Annotated in this window: 17 protein-coding genes and 2 pseudogenes; 8 read left to right on the top strand and 11 right to left on the bottom strand. The window is 73.4% G+C overall.

Going from position 1 to position 18,074, the window contains the following annotated elements:
• The 4 genes and pseudogenes from uxaC to CTKZ_RS10615 all read right to left on the bottom strand — a co-directional run.
• Nucleotides 1–1,412: glucuronate isomerase (uxaC, locus tag CTKZ_RS10630; RefSeq protein WP_124342920.1), on the bottom strand; the 1,412-nt coding region annotated here is incomplete at its 3' end.
• Nucleotides 1,413–2,111: pseudogene (locus CTKZ_RS10625) on the bottom strand (NADP(+)-dependent, decarboxylating phosphogluconate dehydrogenase); the annotation flags it as partial.
• A gap of 37 nt (nt 2,112–2,148) precedes the next feature.
• Nucleotides 2,149–2,565, bottom strand: a pseudogene (locus tag CTKZ_RS10620) (MFS transporter); the annotation flags it as partial.
• Between the two features lie 137 nt (nt 2,566–2,702).
• A complete protein-coding gene (locus CTKZ_RS10615) occupies nt 2,703–3,923 on the bottom strand; it encodes an ROK family transcriptional regulator (protein WP_124342919.1) in 1,221 nt (406 codons plus the stop codon).
• A gap of 77 nt (nt 3,924–4,000) precedes the next feature.
• Here CTKZ_RS10615 and CTKZ_RS10610 point away from each other — a divergent pair, with 77 nt between their 5' ends.
• The 5 genes from CTKZ_RS10610 (at nt 4,001) to CTKZ_RS10590 (ending at nt 10,117) form a co-directional block, all read left to right on the top strand.
• Entirely contained in the window at nt 4,001–5,674 is a 1,674-nt protein-coding gene (locus CTKZ_RS10610) for a glycoside hydrolase family 13 protein (RefSeq protein ID WP_124342918.1), read from the top strand.
• 175 nt (nt 5,675–5,849) lie between these two features.
• Nucleotides 5,850–7,103, top strand: coding sequence for an ABC transporter substrate-binding protein (locus CTKZ_RS10605; RefSeq protein ID WP_371852358.1), 1,254 nt, complete (start codon nt 5,850–5,852; stop codon nt 7,101–7,103).
• 35 nt (nt 7,104–7,138) lie between these two features.
• Entirely contained in the window at nt 7,139–8,068 is a 930-nt protein-coding gene (locus CTKZ_RS10600) for a carbohydrate ABC transporter permease (RefSeq protein ID WP_200829706.1), read from the top strand.
• Nucleotides 8,068–8,967, top strand: coding sequence for a carbohydrate ABC transporter permease (locus tag CTKZ_RS10595; RefSeq protein WP_200829705.1), 900 nt, complete (start codon nt 8,068–8,070; stop codon nt 8,965–8,967). Before CTKZ_RS10600 ends, CTKZ_RS10595 begins: the two co-directional genes overlap by 1 nt.
• Nucleotides 8,968–9,040: 73 nt before the next feature.
• Nucleotides 9,041–10,117, top strand: a complete 1,077-nt coding sequence (locus tag CTKZ_RS10590) for a DNA polymerase IV (protein WP_124342916.1) — start codon at nt 9,041–9,043, stop codon at nt 10,115–10,117.
• Between the two features lie 25 nt (nt 10,118–10,142).
• On the opposite strand, the gene CTKZ_RS10585 is transcribed toward CTKZ_RS10590, so the two are convergent.
• A complete protein-coding gene (locus tag CTKZ_RS10585) occupies nt 10,143–10,655 on the bottom strand; it encodes a hypothetical protein (protein ID WP_124342915.1) in 513 nt (170 codons plus the stop codon).
• Between the two features lie 293 nt (nt 10,656–10,948).
• Here CTKZ_RS10585 and CTKZ_RS10580 point away from each other — a divergent pair, with 293 nt between their 5' ends.
• Nucleotides 10,949–12,463 (top strand): sensor domain-containing diguanylate cyclase, encoded by a 1,515-nt coding sequence (locus CTKZ_RS10580; protein WP_160142879.1) that lies wholly within the window; start codon nt 10,949–10,951, stop codon nt 12,461–12,463.
• A 25-nt stretch (nt 12,464–12,488) separates the two neighbouring features.
• On the opposite strand, the gene CTKZ_RS10575 is transcribed toward CTKZ_RS10580, so the two are convergent.
• From CTKZ_RS10575 to CTKZ_RS10550, 6 genes are all read right to left on the bottom strand, one after another.
• A complete protein-coding gene (locus CTKZ_RS10575; RefSeq protein WP_124342913.1) occupies nt 12,489–13,265 on the bottom strand; it encodes a CPBP family intramembrane glutamic endopeptidase in 777 nt (258 codons plus the stop codon).
• Nucleotides 13,266–13,379: 114 nt separating this feature from the next.
• Nucleotides 13,380–14,135 carry a CPBP family intramembrane glutamic endopeptidase gene (locus CTKZ_RS10570; protein ID WP_160142878.1) on the bottom strand — a complete coding sequence of 252 codons (756 nt, stop codon included), beginning with the start codon at nt 14,133–14,135 and terminating at the stop codon, nt 13,380–13,382.
• 145 nt (nt 14,136–14,280) lie between these two features.
• Complete coding sequence (locus CTKZ_RS10565) at nt 14,281–14,739, bottom strand: PTS sugar transporter subunit IIA (protein ID WP_124342911.1); 459 nt, start codon at nt 14,737–14,739, stop codon at nt 14,281–14,283.
• A complete protein-coding gene (locus tag CTKZ_RS10560) occupies nt 14,739–14,969 on the bottom strand; it encodes a PTS sugar transporter subunit IIB (protein WP_124342910.1) in 231 nt (76 codons plus the stop codon). Before CTKZ_RS10560 ends, CTKZ_RS10565 begins: the two co-directional genes overlap by 1 nt.
• A 43-nt stretch (nt 14,970–15,012) precedes the next feature.
• Nucleotides 15,013–15,258 carry a PTS sugar transporter subunit IIB gene (locus CTKZ_RS10555; RefSeq protein ID WP_168679346.1) on the bottom strand — a complete coding sequence of 82 codons (246 nt, stop codon included), beginning with the start codon at nt 15,256–15,258 and terminating at the stop codon, nt 15,013–15,015.
• The gene (locus tag CTKZ_RS10550; RefSeq protein WP_235843439.1) at nt 15,255–16,166 is read right to left on the bottom strand and encodes a GntR family transcriptional regulator; all 912 of its coding nucleotides are present in this window, start codon (nt 16,164–16,166) and stop codon (nt 15,255–15,257) included. Before CTKZ_RS10550 ends, CTKZ_RS10555 begins: the two co-directional genes overlap by 4 nt.
• Nucleotides 16,167–16,378: 212 nt before the next feature.
• Between CTKZ_RS10550 and CTKZ_RS10545 the strand changes: the two genes are divergently transcribed.
• Both CTKZ_RS10545 and CTKZ_RS10540 read left to right on the top strand, forming a co-directional pair.
• Nucleotides 16,379–17,716: a PTS transporter subunit EIIC gene (locus CTKZ_RS10545; RefSeq protein ID WP_124342909.1), complete on the top strand. Its 1,338-nt coding sequence runs from the start codon at nt 16,379–16,381 to the stop codon at nt 17,714–17,716.
• The coding region (locus CTKZ_RS10540; RefSeq protein WP_307720298.1) for a phosphoenolpyruvate-utilizing N-terminal domain-containing protein at nt 17,713–18,074 on the top strand (362 nt) is incomplete at its 3' end. The genes CTKZ_RS10545 and CTKZ_RS10540, both read left to right, overlap by 4 nt.

Below are 18,074 nucleotides of genomic sequence, written 5' to 3'. Positions count from 1 at the left end.
AACACCTCGGGCGGGCGTCCGACGACGAGGTCGACGATCGCGTCGGCCGCCTCGTCCTCGTCGAGCCGGTGACCCGCGACGAGCCCTGCGAGGAACGTCGCGTCGAGCCGCCGTGCCATGTCGTGCCGCGCGGGGATCGACAGCAGCGCGCGCGTGTCGTCGATGAAGCCGCTGGTCCGGGTCAGCCCGGCGATCTCGGTGACGGCCTCGCGCCAGCGCAGGATCGACGAGGGCGCGTCGAGGAACCACCACGGCGCGCCGACGTAGACCGACGGGTAGAAGCCCGCGAGCGGCGCGAGCTCGCGCGAGAACACGGACTCGTCGAGCGTGAACAGCACGAGCCGCAGGTGCGGGTGCGTGCCGTAGCGCTCGAGCAGCGGGCGCAGCGGGTCCGTGAACGAGCCGGCCAGCGGGATGTCGTGGCCCGTGTCCGGGCCGTAGCGGCCGAGCGTCGGGCGGTGGTGGCCGCGACGGACGCCCGGGTGGAGCGTCATCGTGAGGCCGTCCTCGGTGGACATGCGCGCCATCTCCAGGAGCATGTGGCGGCGCAGCGCGGCGGCCCCGTCCGCGGTGATCGCGCCGAGGAGCCCGCGCGCGTACAGGCGCTCCGCGTCGGCCGGGTCGAGCGGCTCGGTGCCGACGTCCTCGTGGCTGTGGTCGGCGGAGACGGCGCCGTGGCGGCGGAAGTGCGCGCGGCGGTCCTCCATCGCGGCGACCCAGCCGCGGTACGTGGACGTGTCGGTGCCCGCCGCCGTCCCGAGCGTCGCGACCGCGTCGCGCCACCCCGGCTCGGCGGCCTCCAGGTAGCGGTCGGGCCGGAACGTCGGCAGCACGCGCCCGCCGAACGACGGGTCGTCGCGCAGCGCGGCGTGCGCGGCGAGGTCGTCGACCGGGTCGTCGGTGGTCGCGAGCACGTCGATGCGGAACCGGTCGAACAGCGCGCGCGGGCGGTACGCGGGCTGCCGGAGGAGGTCGGCGAGCAGGTCGTACAGCGCGTCAGCCGTGTCCGCGGACGGGCGCAGGTCCGTCCCGAACACGTCGCGGAGCGTCGAGTCGAGCCAGTGGCGGACCGACGTGCCGCGGAAGACGTGCCACCGCGCGCAGAACGCCCGCCAGGCGGCGCGGGCCGCCTGCTCGTCGAGGGGTCCGCGGCCGACGCCGAGCTCGTCGAGCGGGACGCCCGACGCGTGCAGCAGCCGCGTGACGTAGTGGTCGGGCGTGATCAGCAGCGACGTCGGGTCGGCGAACGGCTGGTCGTCGCGCAGCAGGCCGGCCGGGACGTGGCCGTGCGGGGACAGGATCGGCAGGTCGCGGACGAGGCCGTACAGGTCGCGGGCCAGCGCGCGGACGCCGGGGTCGGCGGGGAGCAGGCGGTCGTCGGCGACGGCGCGCGTCGTGGTCGTGGTCGCCACTCAGGCCACCTCCTCGGCCCGGCCGGACGACCACGTGGTGTGGAACGTGCCACCGGAGTCGGTGCGGCGGTAGGTGTGGGCGCCGAAGAAGTCGCGCTGCGCCTGGATCAGCGCCGCGGGCAGCCGCTCGGCGCGGACCCCGTCGTAGTACGCCAGGGAGGAGGAGAACGCCGGGGTCGGCACGCCGTGCAGGGCGGCACCGGAGACCACGCGCCGCCAGGCCTGCACGCCGTTGGCGACGGCGCCGGTGAAGTACTCGTCGGCCAGCAGCAGCGGCAGGTTCACGTCACGCTCGTAGGCCTCGGTGATCCGGTTGAGGAACCGGGCCCGGATGATGCACCCCCCGCGCCAGATCCGCGCCATCGCACCCCGGTCGATGTCCCACCCGAACTCCGCCGACGCCGCGGCGATCTGGTCGAACCCCTGCGAGTACGCGACCACCTTCGAGGCGTACAGCGCCAGGCGCACGTCCTCGATGAACGCGTCGCGGTCCTCGATCTGCCACGGGGTGGTGTGCGCGGGCAGCACGCCACGCGCGGCCTCGCGCTGCGGGACCGACCCCGACAGCGCCCGGGCGAACGTCGCCTCCGCGATCCCGGTGATCGGCACCCCCAGGTCCAGGGCGTTCTGCACCGTCCAGCGGCCGGTGCCCTTCTGCTCGGCCTGGTCCAGCACCACGTCCACGAACGCACTGCCCGTGCAGGTTCTCCGAGGAGCGGATCTGCGGTGCGACGACGAACGACAGCATGATGATCGTCGCGGCCGTCCCGATCATGCGGAAGCTCGCGAGCTTGGCGCGCTCGGTCGGCACCTGCGTCATCGCCGACGCGAGCGAGCCGTAGGGGATGTTCACGAGGCTGTACGCGAGGCCGAGCATCGCGTACGTGACGTACGCGTAGATCAGCTTGCCCGTGCCGCCGAGCCCGCCGGGGACGGTGAACGTCGCGACGCTCAGCAGCAGCAGGGGTAGCGAGCCGAACAGGAAGAACGGCCGGAACTTGCCCCAGCGCGTCATGGTCCGGTCGACGACACGACCGGCGTAGATGTCGACGAACGCGTCCCAGGCACGGACGACGAGGAACAGGGTGCCCGCGGCGGCAGGGCTGATACCGACGACGTCGGTGTAGTAGAGCAGCAGGAACATCGACGTCATCGACTCGCAGCTCGCGACGCTCGAGCCGCTGGACGACGACGAGGCCGGAATCGTCCTCGACGTGGGCGAGGCACCGGACCGGCTGTCCGCGCAGGCCGCGCGCCTCGTCCGGGTCGGGCTCGTCGGGCTCGTCGGCGCTACTGCCGGGCGGAGCCGGCCGGGACGATCTCCAGCGCGTGCTCCCGGACGTGGTCGAGCGCTCGCTTGACCGCGCCGACGGTGACGACGTCACCGCCGAGGTCGGACGCGAGCACCTGGATCCCGGGCGGGTCGAGGTAGCGGTCGAGCTCGTGCCGCACGAGCGCGAGCAGCGGCTCGCACGACTCCGCGACGGCACCCGCGACGATCACGCGCTCGGGGTCGTAGATGCTCGCGAACGTCGCGACGACGCGTGCGAGCAGCGCGCCGGCATGCTCGAGCACGCTCACGGCGAGCGGGTCCTCCTCGAGCGCGGCAGCGAACACGCTGGCCGCGTCGAGGGCCGCGGGGTCGAGCTCCTGCAGCACCGACCCGGTGTCGCCGTCGAGCCGGTGGAGCTGCGCGCGCGCGTCGTCGCGCACGATCGCGGCGATGCCGTCGGCGGACCCGACCCCTTCGACCAGGTCGAGGTAGCGCATCTCCCCCACGCCGCCGTGCGCGCCGCGCAGCAGCCGGCCGTCGTCGACGACGCCCGCGCCGAACCGCTCACCGGCGAGCAGCGTGACGTGGCAGCGCGCGTCCCGGCCGTGCCCGCGCCAGTGCTCGGCGACGGCCGCGAGGTTGGCGTCGTTGTCGGTGATCGCCGTCCAGCCGTGCCGCTCGCGCAGGCGGCCCGCGATGTCCGGGTTCATGCGTGCCCAGAACGGGTTGTCCTGGAAGGCGGTCCGGCCGTCGCGGTCGACGGGTGCGGGGACGCCGACGGCGACCGCGAGCACCGCGCGCACCGGGGCACCCGCCTCCGCGAGCGCGTCGAGCGCGGCCTGCTCGATCAGGGCGAGCCGGTGCTCGGCGGTCCCGTCCTCGGCGGCGACGGGCAGCACGGTCCGCGCGAGCGGGGCCCCCCGCAGGTCGGTCACGGTCGCGGCGACCCGGTGCTGGCCCGCGTCGACGCCGACGACGACCCCCGCCCGCGCGTCGAACGCGTACCGGCGGGCGGGCCGCCCGCGCCTCGGATCCCCCGCGACGCGCTGGCTCTCGAGCTCGACGACCCAGCCCTGCGCGATGAGCTCGTCGCACACGTCGTGCACGGTGGCGCGCGACAGGCCCGTGGCCTCGATCAACGCCGACCCGGTGACCTCCGGGACGTCCCACACGTGGTCCAGGACGAGGCGCGTGCTGACCTCGCGCAGGCGCCGCGTCGAGACCGGGACCGTCTGCACTCTTGACCTCCTCCGCCGTCCCGCGTCACTCTAGTGCCACGCCTTAAATTTAGGCCGTACATCAAACAGGGGGACGGATGGGCTCGACGACGGTGCTCGGTGACGTGACGGCGGGTCTCCCGCACGAGGACGCCACGTGGTGGCGGCAGGCGGTCGTCTACCAGATCTACCCGCGCAGCTTCGCCGACTCGAACGGCGACGGGATCGGCGACCTCCCCGGCATCACCGCCAAGGTCCCCTACCTGCGCGAGCTGGGCGTCGACGCCGTGTGGCTGAGCCCCTTCTACCCCTCCGCGCTCGCCGACGGCGGGTACGACGTCGACGACTACCGCGACGTCGACCCGCGCATCGGCACGCTCGCGCAGTTCGACGAGATGCGCGCCGCGCTGCACGCCGCGGGCATCCGCGTCGTCGTCGACATCGTCCCCAACCACACCTCGAACCGGCACGTCTGGTTCCAGGAGGCGCTCGCGTCGCCGCCCGGCTCCCGTGCCCGCGAGCGCTACGTCTTCCGCCACGGGCTCGGCGAGCACGGCGAGCTCCCGCCGAGCGACTGGACGTCGACCTTCGGCGGGCCCGCGTGGCACCCCGTCGGCGACGGCGACTGGTACCTGCACCTGTTCGCGCCCGAGCAGCCCGACCTCAACTGGGCCGACGACGAGGTGCGCCAGGAGTTCCTCACGACGCTGCGGTTCTGGGCGGACCGGGGGGTCGACGGCTTCCGCATCGACGTCGCGCACGCGCTCGCCAAGGACATGGCCGAGCCGCTGCCCTCGCAGGCCGACCTCGACGCCGACACCTGGGGCGGTGCGCACCCGCTCGAGGACCGTGACGAGGTGCACGACATCTACCGCGAGTGGCGTCGCCTGTTCGACGAGTACGACCCGCCGCGCACGGCCGTCGCCGAGGCGTGGGTGCCCGCGCACCGCCGCTCGCGGTACGCCTCCCCCGAGGGGCTGGGCCAGGCCTTCAACTTCGACCTCCTCGAGGCGTCGTGGGACGCGGCGTCGTTCGCGTCGATCATCGACAAGAACCTCGAGCTCGCGCGCGAGTCGGGCGCGAGCTCGACGTGGGTGCTGTCCAACCACGACGTCGTCCGGCACGCGACGCGGTACGCCCTGCCCGAGGGCACGGACCTCGCCGCGTGGCTGCTGACAGACGGCACCGACCCGCGGCCCGACGAGGAGCGCGGCCGGCGCCGGGCGCGCGCGGCGACGCTGCTGACGCTCGCGCTGCCCGGCTCGGCGTACCTGTACCAGGGCGAGGAGCTCGGCCTCCCCGAGGTCGCCGACCTGCCCGCGGACGTGCTGCAGGACCCGACGTTCGTCCGGTCCGGCGGCGAGCAGAAGGGCCGCGACGGCTGCCGCGTGCCGCTGCCGTGGGCGTCGCACGGTCCCACGCTCGGCTTCGGCGGCGAGCACGCGCACCTGCCGGTGCCGGCGTCGTTCGAGCGGTTCGCGGTCGACCGGCAGGAGGGCGACGCGGACTCGACGCTCGCCTTCTACCGTCGCGCGCTCGCCGCCCGGCGTCGCCTGCAGGGCGCCGAGACGCTCACCTGGCTGCCCGACGTCCCCGCGTCGGTGGTCGCCTTCGTGCGACCGGGCGGATGGGCGTCGGTCACGAACTTCGGCACGACGAGCGTGCCGATGCCCGCGGGGCAGGTCGTCGTGTCGAGCTCGCCGCTCGACGGCGACCGCGTCCCCGGGGAGACGACGGTCTGGCTCCGGCTCGAGGACGCGCCGGGCCGCTGACGACGGTCCGGGCGGGTGCCGCGGCACCCGTCCGACGGTGGCGGCAGCCCCTGCCGCCGCAGGACACCCGAGGGGAGACGACGCCGTGCCCACGACCAGGACCGCACGACCGCCCGCACCGCAGCCGCCGCCCGACCCGGGCGCCACCTCACCCCCGACGCTCGCGTCCCGCGACGTGTCCCGACGCGCGTTCCTGCGCGGTGTCGGCGCCGTCGGCGCGGGGCTGGCGCTGGGGGCCTGCAGCCGCGGGTCGGCCGGGTCGGGCACGACCGAGATCGTGTTCTTCCAGTCGAAGCCCGAGGTCATCGGCTACTTCGACGAGCTCATCCAGCAGTTCCACGACGCACAGAGCAAGGTCCGCGTGCGGCACGACGCCACGTCGAACCTCGCGGGGTCGTTCGTGCGCGAGCGGCCGCCGGACATCGGCTGCCTCAACTACAACTTCGAGATCTCGCGCTACGTCGAGCGCGGCGTGCTGAGCGACCTCGGCGACATGCCGGAGGCCGGCCGCATCCTGCCCGGCCTGCAGCCGCTCATCGACGTCACGGCGACGTACCCGGACCGCACGAGCGTCATCCCCTACTCGCTCATGGCCGCGGCCGTGCTCTACAACCGCACGATCTTCGCCGAGCACGACCTGACACCGCCGACGACGTGGGACGAGCTCGTCGCGGTGTGCGACACGCTCACGGCCGCCGGTGTCACGCCGTTCTACGGCACGTACAAAGACCCCTGGACGATCGCGCAGGGCCCGTTCGACTACTCCGTCGGCGGCCGGCTCGACACCACGAGGTTCTTCAACCAGCTCAAGCGCCAGGGCACCAACGTCGGCCCGGACTCGCCGGTGTCGTTCGAGAAGCAGTTCCTCGACCCCGTCGAGCAGATGCAGCAGCTGCTCCCCTACGACAACCCCGACGCGGCGAGCCGCGGCTACGGCGACGGCAACCTCGCGTTCGCGAGCGGCGAGGCCGCGATGTACCTGCAGGGGCCGTGGGCGATCGGGGAGATCGCGAAGACCGCCCCGGACCTCGACGTCGGGGCGTTCCCGCTGCCCATGACCGACGACCCCGCCGACCGCAAGGTGCGGGTCAACATCGACCTCGCGCTGTGGATCCCCGAGGGCTCGCGCAAGAAGGACGCGGCGCGGGAGTTCCTCGCGTTCCTCATGCAGCCCGAGGTCATCGACGCCTACAACGCGCACGCGCTCGGGTTCGGCGTCACGACCGACACCGCTCCCGTCACCAACCCCACGCTGGTCGAGCTCCAGGAGTACTACGACCGCTCGGCGTTCTACCTGGGCGCCTCGCAGCTCGTGCCGCAGTCCATCCCGTTGCAGAACTACACGCAGTCGCTCGCGGCCGGTGCCGCGCCCGAGCCCGTGCTGCGCACGCTCGACGCCGACTGGCGGCGTCTGGCCTTCCGCTCCTGACGACGCTCCGCCGTACTCCCCGAACGGAGAACCCCATGGCCACCGCTGCCGCGACCCGGGCCCGCCGGAGCGACGTCGCTCCCCCGCGCCCGCCGACCACGAAGGGCCGTCCGCGGGTCAACCGGACCTTCTACCTCTTCCTCGTGCCCGCGCTCGTGCTGTTCACGCTGTCGATCACCCTGCCCGCGATCATGGGCATCACCCTGAGCTTCACCGACTCGGTCGGGTTCGGGGAGTTCCAGTTCACGGGCCTCACGAACTACCTGGCGCTGTTCTCCGACCCCGCGATCCGCAGCTCGTACGCGTTCACCGTCGGGTTCGCGCTCGTGACGGTCCTGCTCGTCAACGTCCTCGCGTTCCTGCTCGCGGTCGGTCTCACCGCGAAGATCCGCGCCAAGATCGCGCTGCGCGCGGTGTTCGTCCTGCCCATGGTCATCTCGGGCATCGTCATCGCGTACGTCTTCAACTTCCTGTTCTCGAACTCGGTCCCGCAGCTCGGCCAGGCGATCGGCGTCACCGCGCTCGAGCAGAGCCTGCTGGCCAACCCGGACCTCGCGTGGGTGACGATCGTCATCGTCACGGCGTGGCAGGCGATCCCGAGCGCGCTCCTCATCTACATCGCCGGCATCCTGTCGATCCCCGGCGAGGTGTACGAGGCCGCGGCCATGGACGGCGCGACGCCGATGCGGCGCCTGCTGTCGATCACACTCCCGCTCGTCGCCGGCTACGTCGTCATCAACATGGTCATCGGGTTCAAGAACTTCCTGAACGCCTACGACATCATCGTCGGCCTCACCAACGGCGGTCCCGGCACCGCGACCCGCAGCGTCGCGATGACGATCTTCACCGGCTTCACCGGCGGCGACTACGCCTACCAGATGGCCAACGCGACGATCTTCTTCCTCATCGCCGTCGTGCTCGCCGTCGTCCAGCTGCGCCTGACCCGCGGAAGGAACGCGTTCTGATGACTGCCCAGTCGCTCGTCACCACGACCCCCGGCCAGGTGCCCGTCCGCCGTCGCCGGCGCTTCCTCGGCCGCGGCGGGGAGGACCGCCCGAGCTGGGGCGCCACGACCACGCTGATCGTCTGCTCGGTCGCCGTGTTCCTGCCGCTGTACGCGACGCTCACGATGGCGTTCAAGACGACCGCGCAGTCCGTCGACGGCCAGGTCTTCTCGCTGCCGTCGCCGTTCAGCGTCGACGGGTTCGTCGAGGCGTGGAAGCTCACCGACTTCCCGCGCGGCTTCGCGATCTCCGTGTTCGTCACCGCCGTCACCGTCGTCGGCACCGTCGTGCTCGCGTCGTTCGCCGCCTACGCCATCGCCCGGAACTGGGACCGGAAGTTCTTCCGGTTCTCGTTCTTCTACCTGCTCGCCGCGATGTTCCTGCCGTTCCCGGTCCTCGCGCTGTCGCAGGTCAAGCTCACCGGCATGGTCGGCCTGGCCAACCCGGTCGGCGTCGCGCTGCTGCACGTGATGTTCCAGCTCTCGTTCAGCGTGCTGCTGTTCACGGCCTTCATCCGCGGCCTGCCCGAGGAGCTCGAGGAGAGCGCGCGGCTCGACGGCGCGACCACGTGGATGGTGTTCCGGCACATCGTGTTCCCGATGATGGCGCCCATGAGCGCCACCGTCGCGATCTTCGCGTTCCTCGCCTCGTGGAACGACTTCATGATGCCGTCGCTCATCACCGCCGACTCGACGCTGCAGACCCTGCCGGTGCTGCAGAGCGTCTTCCAGACGCAGTTCAGCAGCAACTACAACGTCGCGTTCGCGTCCTACCTCATGGCGATGGCGCCGGCGATCATCGTCTACCTGTTCACCCAGCGCTGGGTCATGGCGGGCGTCACGCAGGGGGCGATCAAGTAGCCGCTACGTCCGCCTGCGCGCGCGGTGGCCGTCGTCCGGCGGCTGTCGGCGCCGGCGGGCACACTCAGGGGGCATGGGCACGGACCTCCCCTGGGTGCTGCACGTCGACCTCGACCAGTTCGTCGCGGCCGTCGAGGTGCTGCGCCGCCCGGAGCTCGCGGGCCGGCAGGTCGTGGTCGGCGGTCGCGGTGACCCGACCGAGCGCGGGGTCGTGTCGACCGCGTCGTACGAGGCGCGCGAGTACGGCGTGCGGTCCGGGATGCCGCTGCGGATCGCGGCGCGCAAGCTCCCCGACGCCGTGTTCCTGCCGGTCGACGCGCCGGAGTACGAGGCGGCGTCGGAGCGCGTCATGGCGACGTTGCGGTCGCTCGAGGTCGTCGTCGAGGTGCTCGGCTGGGACGAGGCGTTCCTCGGCGCCCGGACAGACGACCCCGAGGCGCTGGCGCGCCGCGCGCAGGAGGCGGTGCTCCGCGAGACACGGCTGCACTGCTCGGTGGGGATCGGCGACAACAAGGTCCGGGCGAAGATCGGGACCGAGCACGGCAAGCCCGCGGGCGTGTTCCGGCTGACCGCCGAGAACTGGTTCGAGGTCATGGGCGACCGCCCGACGATCGACCTGTGGGGTGTGGGGACCAAGGTGTCGAAGCGGCTCACGGCGCTGGGCGTCACGACCGTGCGCGAGCTCGCCGACTCTCCGGCCGACGCGCTGGTCGCCGAGTTCGGGCCTCGGATGGGCGTCTGGTACCACGACCTCGGGCACGGCCTGGGCCCGACGACGGTCGACGAGAGCCCGTGGGTGCCGCGCGGCCACAGCCGGGAGACCACGTTCCAGCAGAACCTCACGTCGCCCGAGCAGGTCCGCGAGGCCGTGCGCGCGCTCGCGCGCGACGTCGTCGGGGACACGACGCAGGACGGGCGGCCGGTCGTGCGCGTCACGCTCAAGGTGCGGTACGCGCCGTTCGTCACGACGACGATGAGCCGCAAGCTCTCCGCCCCGACGACGGACGGCGCCACGGTCGTCGAGGCCGCCGCGACCCTGGCCGAGAAGATCGAGGACCGCGAGGTCCGGCTGCTCGGCGTCCGCGCGGACATGGCCCCACCCGGCGACGCCGACCCCGTCGAGCGCACGCCGGTGCGGGGCCGGATCTGACGCCGGGTGCCACGCTCGACGTCCGTCAGGCGGCGGGTGGGCAGGTCTGCCCGGAGAGGTCCTCCAGCGCGTCGTACGCACGGCCCTCGGCGGCCTTGTACTCCTGCTGCTCGGGGGTCGCGGAGAGCGCCGTGAGCTCCTCGAGCGTCACGACGTCGCCTGCGTACGCGGGCAGCATCGTCGCGAGCATCCGTGCGTACCCGGCGAGCGGCGCGACCAGGTCAGCGGCGCGGTCGACGTCGTCGGCCAGCGACGCGGACGCGTCGGCCGCCCGCAGGCGCGCCGCCTGCTCGTCCACGAGCGTCGCCCGCTGCTCGGCGAGCGCGACCAGCGCGGCGGCCTGCCACGTCCCGTCCGGGCCCGGCAGCGGCAGCTCGCCCTCGGCGGAGACCTTCGCGCACACCCCCGCGGCGAGGTCGCGGACCCGCTGCGTCGGGACCTCCACCGTGAGGTACCAGGCCGCTCCCGCCGCGAGCACGACGGCCAGGACGACCCCGCCTCCGACGACCAGGGTGCGGTTCACCACGTTCGTGTGCACGGACGCGTCCACGTCCCCCCGCACACCGCGGATGCGCGGCGTGCTGGTGACGTGCGCGCGTGCCTTCCCGCGGCCCTCGGTACGTTCGGAGACCTTACGAGGAAGGAACGACGGCGGCTCCCCCATCGTCCTCACCTGCTCTCGTCGGAAGAGTCACGGGTGAGGAGCGACCGCGCGCACCCGAGATACGGCGCGGTGCCCCTGCGCGCAGGGCCGACCGGAGCGGGCCGACGTCGGCCTGCGACCGTTCACGCCGGGCCGGGCGCTGCCGATAGGACGGTGCGGAGGTGTGCGTGCCCACGCTGGTCGAGGCCGTCTCGCTGCTCGCGGCCGTCGTGGCGACCGCGACGGGCGTCCTCGTCGTGCGCCGGCGGCGGACCTCCCCGCTCGCGCTGCCGCTCGCCGTGATGATGTTCGGCGCGTCGCTGTGGGCGACCGCGCGGGCGCTCCTGCACGTCGCGGAGGGCTCCGTGCCCGCGACGGTGACCCTGCACTACCTCGTCTTCCCGGGGGCCGCGGCCGTCGCGGGGGCGACGTTCTGGTACCTCGCGGTGCTGTCGGGCAGGCGCCTGCCCCGCCGTGCCCGCGCGCTGCTGCTCGTCCACCCGGCTCTCCTGGTCGTGGCGCTCGTGCTCGACCCGGTGCACGCGTGGTTCCTGCGTGTCGCCGTCGAGGGCGTGCGCGTGGAGGTGGACGCGGGTCCGCTGTACTGGGCCCACACCGCCTACAGCTACGCGCTCATCGGCGCGGGCATCGTCCTGGCGCTGGGCGCCATGGTCCGCGCGGTGCCCGGCCATCGCCGGGTCTTCGGCGTGGCGGTGCTCGCCGCGACCATCCCGACGGTGGGCAACGTCCTGACGAACGTGGTCGCGGCGCGCACGGAGAACGTGCACCTGACGCCGGTGTTCTTCCTGGTGAGCGCCGCGATCTGGTGGTGGGTCGAGCGGTTCGGCGGACACAGCACCGTGGTGCCGGTGGCGACGCGGCAGGTGCTGGAGGTCATCAACGACGCGGTCGTCGTGCTCGACCCGCGCGGTCGCGTCCTCGACGCGAACCCCGCCGCAACCGCGCTGCTGGGCGCCCCCGACGGCAGCGGGCTCGACGTCGGCGCGGACGCGCCGTGGCGGGCGTACCTCGACGACGACCCGACGCGGCGGGACCGCGGGACCCTGACGGCCGCGACCGGGGCGGTGCTCGACGTGCGCGTCACGCCGATGACGGACCCGGTCGGCCGGGCGGCGGGCACCGTCGTGGTGCTGCGCGACGTCACCGAGCTCGAGCGGCTGCGGGCGGAGCTCGTCGAGCAGGCGACACGCGACGGCCTCACCGGCCTGCACAACCGCCGGGCGCTCGCCCAGCGGCTCTCGGACGCCGTCGACGAGGCCACCGCGAGCGGCCGGCCGCTGAGCATGGTGCTCCTCGACGTGGACCACTTCAAGGCCGTGAACGACACGCACGGTCACGCGGTCGGGGACGCGGTCCTCGTCGCGGTCGGCCGGGAGCTCGCGGCCTCGGCCGCGCGAGGCGAGACCGCCGCGCGGCTCGGTGGTGAGGAGTTCGTCCTGCTGCTCCCCGGCGTCGGCGCCCCGGAGGCGACACGTCGGGCCGACGAGGTGCGAGCGCGCTGCGCTGGTCTCACCGTGCCGACCGACGGCGCGCCGGTCCGGCTGACGCTCAGCGCGGGCGTCGCGACCCTGGCGCCGGGCGAGTCGGCCGACGACGTGCTGCGCGCGGCGGACGACGCGATGTACGCGGCGAAGGCGGCGGGCCGCGACCAGGTCCGCGCGGCGGAGCCCACGACGACCTGATGCTCGAGACGCCGGGGCTCGCGGCTCAGGCGGCCGCGGGTGTCGTGTGCCGTTCGCGGTCGCCGGTCCGCTCGTCCGCGTCGCGGGCGGCGAACCAGAAGAAGACGAGGGACAGCACGCCCGCGACGATGACGAGGACCGCGAGCGGGTTGGTGCCGCCCGCCTGCTCCAGGGTGAAGACCGAGAAGTCCCACGCCCCGTGCAGCACCATCGCGCCGACCAGCGACCCGGTGACCCGCCGCACGATGTAGAACGTGAGGCCTTGGAGGAACGCCTGGCCGATCTGCGGGATCGTGTCGGCGACGGACTGACCGAGGACGATGTTGATCCCGTGCATCAGGCCGAAGCACAGGCTCGAGACCAGGGCGACCCAGACCTCGGCGGTGCTGCCGCGCAGGCCGACGAGCAGCACGCCGCGGGTGGTCAGCTCCTCCGTGAACCCGACGAAGACGCCCAGGGCGAGTGCCGCGACCACGAAGTCGAGGCTCACGGCCGACCACCGCGTGCCGGCGAGGTTGCCGATCACGGCGACCAGGAGCAGTGCGGGCGCGATGATCGTCCACTTCGCCCGGGTGGTGCGACGCTCGCGTAGGGCGGGCGGCCACCACCTCAGCCACGTCGTGACGACGGCGAGGACCACCGCTCCGACCACGAGCGACAGGACCGCTCCCCGCCACAGGTTCGAGGGCGACTCCCCGAACTCCGTGTAGGGAATCCTGCTGGCCTTCTGCACCACGACGACCACCAGGCCGTACAGGACCCACACGGCCAGGCCGATCCACGCCCGAGGCTGTACCCGCATCCGTGTTCCCCCTGCTCACGTGGTCGAGTCGACGTGCCCACCCTGGCAGGCCGTCCTTCCTCCCGCTCGGCGAGAGGTCGACGCTCGACCGGGGGGCGACCCGGCCTGGGGTCGTCAGCTCGCGCGTGACCGCCCCGTCCGTCGGGCGATCGAGACGACGAGCGGGATGCTGAGCACGCCGAGCAGCGTGAGCGCCGCGGCTCCCCAGACCGGCGGGTTCCCGCTGCTCGAGTCGGAGTAGCCCGCGGCGTAGAGCGCGAAGTCGGCCAGGAAGTGCAGCACGACGGCCAACCAGAGTCCGCCGCCTGCTCGCCGGCTGGCGTAGTAGATCGCCCCCAGGAACGAGGTCACGACCATCTGGATCAGGGTCGGGACCACCGGGGCGCCGTGCAGCAGGTTCAGCGCGTGCAGCGCGCCGAACACGAGGCAGGTGAGGAGGAACGCGGGCAGCTCGGACCAGGACCCGCGGGCTCCCGTGAGGAGGATCCCGCGCAGCGCGAGCTCCTCCGTGAGCCCGACCAGGAACGTCCCCGCCCCGAGCACCAGCAGGTAGCTGGGCGCCTGCCCCCAGTCGACCTGGCTGAGGTTCCCGGCGATGACCACGAGGTAGGCGGCCGGGAAGGCCCACCACCAGCGCGGCACACGCTGGCTCGGGGCCTCGCGCCAGACGGGCCTCCACCAGCCCGCCCGCCGGACGAAGGTCAGGAGCAGGACGGCGACGATCGTGAGCGGCAGCACGTGCGTCCGCAGGAACGCGAGCGTGGGGTCGTCGATGTCCCCGTCCCCACCGCCGGGCAGCAGGTCGTCGATCGTGACGAGGATCCCGTAGGCCGCGACCACGGCCAGGCCGACGAGCACCGTCGGGCGCACGCGTGGGCTCCCGTCCGTGCCCGTCCCGGTGTCACGCGGAAGCTCGAGCGCGTCCCTGTCCATACGGGTATGCAACACGAGAACCAGGCACGGCGCCGGACCGACGCGTGCACCCGGCGATCGTCCGGGCGGGTCGTCGCGACCCCTACACCCACTCGAGGAAGGGGTCCCCCGCCGCGACGCCGTCCCCCGGCCGGGCGTGGCGGGACAGCGAGCCGGGCTGCGCGTCGAGCGCGACCACGGGGCACACGGACGACCGGCCACCGGCTTCGACGGCGGCGGGGTCCCACGTGACGAGGACCTGGCCGGCGACGACCGCGTCGCCCTCGGCGACGAGCAGCGTGAAGCCCTCGCCGCCGAGCTGCACGGTGTTGATGCCCAGGTGGACGAGCACGCCACGACCGTCGGCGGTCTCGACGACGAACGCGTGCGCGTGCAGCTTCGCGACGGTGCCGTCGACGGGCGCGACGACCTCGGCCGGCGCGTCGCGCGCGGGGTCGATCGCGAGCCCCGGACCGACGAGCTCCCCCGCGAACACCGGGTCGTCGACGTCCGTCATCGCGACCACGCGGCCGGCGACGGGCGCGAGGATCGGCAGGGCCATCAACGCAGGTCCTCGATGTCCGAGGCCAGCGTGTCCGCCTCCGGGCCGACGATCACCTGCACCGCGATGCCCGAGCGCATGACCGCGATCGCCCCGGCGGCCTTCAGCGCGGCGTCGTCGACGCGCGACGGGTCCTCGACCTCGACGCGGAGCCGGGTCACGCACGGCTCCAGGTCGAGGACGTTCGCGTCGCCGCCGAGCGCCGCGAGGATCTGCGCTGCCTTGCTCATCGTGGTGCTCCTTCGTCCGGGCGCCGGTCGTCGACCGGCGGTCTCACATCAGGTCGTCGAGGTCCGTGGCGATCGTGTCGGCGTTCGGGCCGACGACGACCTGCACGACACGGCCCGAGATCATCACACCGAACGCGCCCGCGGCGCGCAGGGCCGCCGCGTCGACGCGTGCGGTGTCCCGGACCAGCGAGCGCAGCCGGGTCGTGCAGGGCTCGATCTCGTCGATGTTCTCGACGCCGCCGAGCGCGGCCAGGATCGCCGCGGCCTGCTCCATGCCTTCCGGTCTCATGGGCGTTCTCCTCGTGCTGCCGCGGCGGCGGGGGCGTGCCGCGTCGTCGTGGGGGGCGTCGCCGGGTCGGCGGCGAGGGTCGGGACGTCGGTACGGGCGTCGTCGTCGCCGCCCGGCGCCCGCCGGCGCGGCACGAGCGACGGTCGCGGCGCACGCAGCGGCACCCAGACGCTGTACCGGTCGGCCCGGTAGCAGGAGCGGGAGTACATCGTCGCGCCCTGCGCGCTGTAGGTGCGGCGGGCAGCCCGCAGGACCGCGCGACGGTCGCCGAGGCCGAGCAGCGACGCCTCGGTGTCGGTCGCGTCGTCGGCGGACAGCGTGTCCTCGCCCCACTCCGGGGCCAGGCCGCGGGCGCGCAGCGCGTCGTACATGCTGGGCGGCGCGCCGCCGTCGAGGAGGTCGGGCGCGAGCGCGGCCGGGACCCACACCTGCTCGATGCTCATCGGGTCGCCGTCGGCGCTGCGCACCCGGTACAGGTAGTGCACCTTGGCGCGCGGCTCGAGCTCGAGGGCGGCCGCGACGTCGGGCGTCGCGGCGACGGTCTGCGCCGCGAGGACGGCCGTGGCCGGCTCCATGCCGCGGCGGCGCATCTCCTCGCCGAACGTCGTCAGGCGCATCTCGAAGTCCATGCGCTGCGGCGCGACGAACGTGCCGCGGCCCTGCTCGCGGACCAGGACGCCCTCGGTGACGAGCGCGTCGACGGCCTGCCGGACGGTCATCCGGGACAAGCCGAACTGCTGGCACAGCGTGCGCTCGGACGGGATCGCGTCGCCGACGCGCAGGCCCTGAGCCACGAGCGCGACGAGGTGGTCGCGGACGGCGAGGTACTTGTGCGCGACGGGCGTGTCGTCGGCGTCGTCGCCGCGCGTCGGCTCGTCGTCGGCCCGCTGGTCCGCGTCCAGGTCCACTCCTCAGAACGGCTCGGCGGGCCGGCCACCCCGGAGACCAGGGGGCTCCGCGTCGTCGCGGTGTGACCCTTGACACATGATGAGGTCTAGACCACTCTGTGCGCAACTGGTCCAGACCAGGACACAGCGCGGCGCTCCACGACGCATCGGGTCCGCCGCCGGTCCCTCCCCCTCGGCCCCGCACGTCATCGACCCTCAACGAGGAGTGCTCCATGACCACCGCCGTCGTCGACCCCGTCGACACCCCGCGCAAGGGGATCCCCGGCCTCCCGCAGCTCCAGCGGATCGGCCGCTCCCTCATGCTCCCCATCGCGTCGCTGCCCGCCGCGGCGCTCCTCCTGCGGCTCGGGCAGGCCGACATGCTCGGCGCCGACGGGCTCGGCGCGCACGCGGCGTGGCTGCTGCCCGTCGCCGCCGTGCTCGCCTCCGCCGGTGACGCGCTCTTCTCGAACCTGCCCCTGCTGTTCGCGCTCGGCGTGGCGGTCGGCTACGCCCGCAAGTCCGACGGCTCGACGGGGCTCGCGGCCGTCATCGGCTACCTCGTGTTCAAGGGCGTCACCACGGCGCTGTCGCCGTTCATCCTCGGCGAGGCGGCCGAGGGCGAGAAGCAGGAGCTCATCAACTACGGCGTGCTCGGCGGCATCGTCATCGGCCTCGTCGCCGCGCTGCTGTACCAGAAGTACTACCGGATCAAGCTCCCGCCCTACCTGGCGTTCTTCGGCGGCCGACGGTTCGTGCCGATCGTCACGGCCGGTGCCGCCATCCTCATCGCGGTTGTCGCGGCGCTCATCTACCCCGCCTTCGACGCGGGCTTCACCGCGGTCGGCGAGTGGGTCACCGGCTCGACGATCCTCGGCGCGTTCGTCTACGGGACGGCGAACCGCCTGCTCGTCCCCATCGGCCTGCACCACCTGCTCAACTCGCTGCCGTGGTTCCAGTTCGGCGAGTACACCGACGCCAACGGCGACGTCTGGAACGGCGACATCGCGCGCTTCCTGCACGGCGACCCGACCGCCGGCACGTTCATGACGGGCTTCTTCCCGATCATGATGTTCGCCCTGCCCGCCGCCGCGCTGGCCATCGTGCACACGTCGAAGGCGAAGAACCGCAAGGTCATCGCAGGCATCATGGGCTCCGCCGCGCTCGTCTCGTTCGTCACCGGCGTGACCGAGCCGCTCGAGTTCGCGTTCGTCTACGTGGCCTACCCGCTGTACGCGATCCACGCGGTGCTCACCGGCACGTCGCTCGCGCTCACCAACGCGCTCGGCATCCGCGACGGGTTCGGGTTCTCGGCCGGCGCGATCGACTACGTGCTCAACTTCCGGATCGCCGAGCAGCCGCTGATGCTCATCCTCGTCGGACTCGGCTACGCGGTCGTGTACTACTTCCTGTTCCGCTGGGTCATCACGCGGTGGAACCTGCGGACGCCGGGTCGCGAGGACGACGACGTCGCCCCCGTCGACCCGACCGCCGACGTGGTCGACGTCCCGTCACCGCGCACGGAGAAGCCGGCGCCGCCCGCCGCGCCCGCGACCGACGCGGCGCGATGACCAGCACCGCTCTCGTCCTGCGCGGCGTCGGGGTCAGCCCCGGACGCCGCGCAGGCGTGGTCGCCCGCATGCCTGACCCGCTGCCCGCACCGTCGAGCGAGCCGCTGCCCCCCGGCACCGACCTGGCGGCGGCCGCCGACCGCGTCGACGCGGCGGCCGCGACCGTGCACGACGCGCTCCTGGCCGCCGCCGGGAGCGCGGGTGGCGAGGCCGCGCAGGTGCTGGCGGTGACCGCGGAGATGGCGGCCGACCCGACGCTCGTGGACGAGGCGCGCCGCCGCGTCCTCGAGGCGTCCGCGACGCCGCAGCGCGCGGTGTGGGACGCGGCCGCGGGCGTCGCCGAGCAGCTCGTCGCGCT

The organism is Cellulomonas algicola (assembly GCF_003851725.1).
In the GTDB taxonomy this organism is placed as follows: Bacteria; Actinomycetota; Actinomycetes; order Actinomycetales; family Cellulomonadaceae; genus Cellulomonas; species Cellulomonas algicola.
This window is presented reverse-complemented; position numbering and strand designations above follow the sequence as displayed.